Source organism: Haloferax sp. KTX1 (assembly GCF_902410085.1).
Taxonomy (GTDB): Archaea; Halobacteriota; Halobacteria; order Halobacteriales; family Haloferacaceae; genus Haloferax; species Haloferax massiliensis.
Genome location: NZ_CABPRH010000320.1, coordinates 1 through 399 on the forward strand (window position 1 = coordinate 1; position 399 = coordinate 399).

1 protein-coding gene is annotated in these 399 nt (G+C 60.2%); it reads left to right on the plus strand.

Annotated features, from left to right (window positions below):
- Nucleotides 1-388: hypothetical protein (locus FY251_RS22820; protein ID WP_222847928.1), on the plus strand; the 388-nt coding region annotated here is incomplete at its 5' end.
- Nucleotides 389-399: the final 11 nt, after the last annotated feature.

Here is a 399-nt window from a genome sequence, read left to right on the forward strand (position 1 = left end):
TTTCGAGATCCCGCTGCTGTGGTACTCCATCGACGGCAGTGCCGAGATCGAGTTTGAGCCGGTCGGCGAGACAACGGGCACGCTCAAGAACGGTCAGCTGACCACCCAGAGCAAGCTCAACGTGCACGTGAAGGAAGCAAGCGTGAACCTGTTCGGTAAGGACATCAAGATCGGCGGTGGCACCGAGTGCCGCACCGAAGCGCCTGCCGAGATCACGCTCGAGAACGAGGGTGACAACTTCCTCCCGCTGTCCGGAGGCACCCTTGTGGGCACCTATGAGCTGCCCAGGCTCGAGAATTGCGGGCTGCTGACCGAGGTTCTGAACAAGTTCATGGCCGGCCCCGGCAATCAGATCGAGCTCGAACTTACCCCGCAAAGCCAAGAATAAAGGGGTAGCAG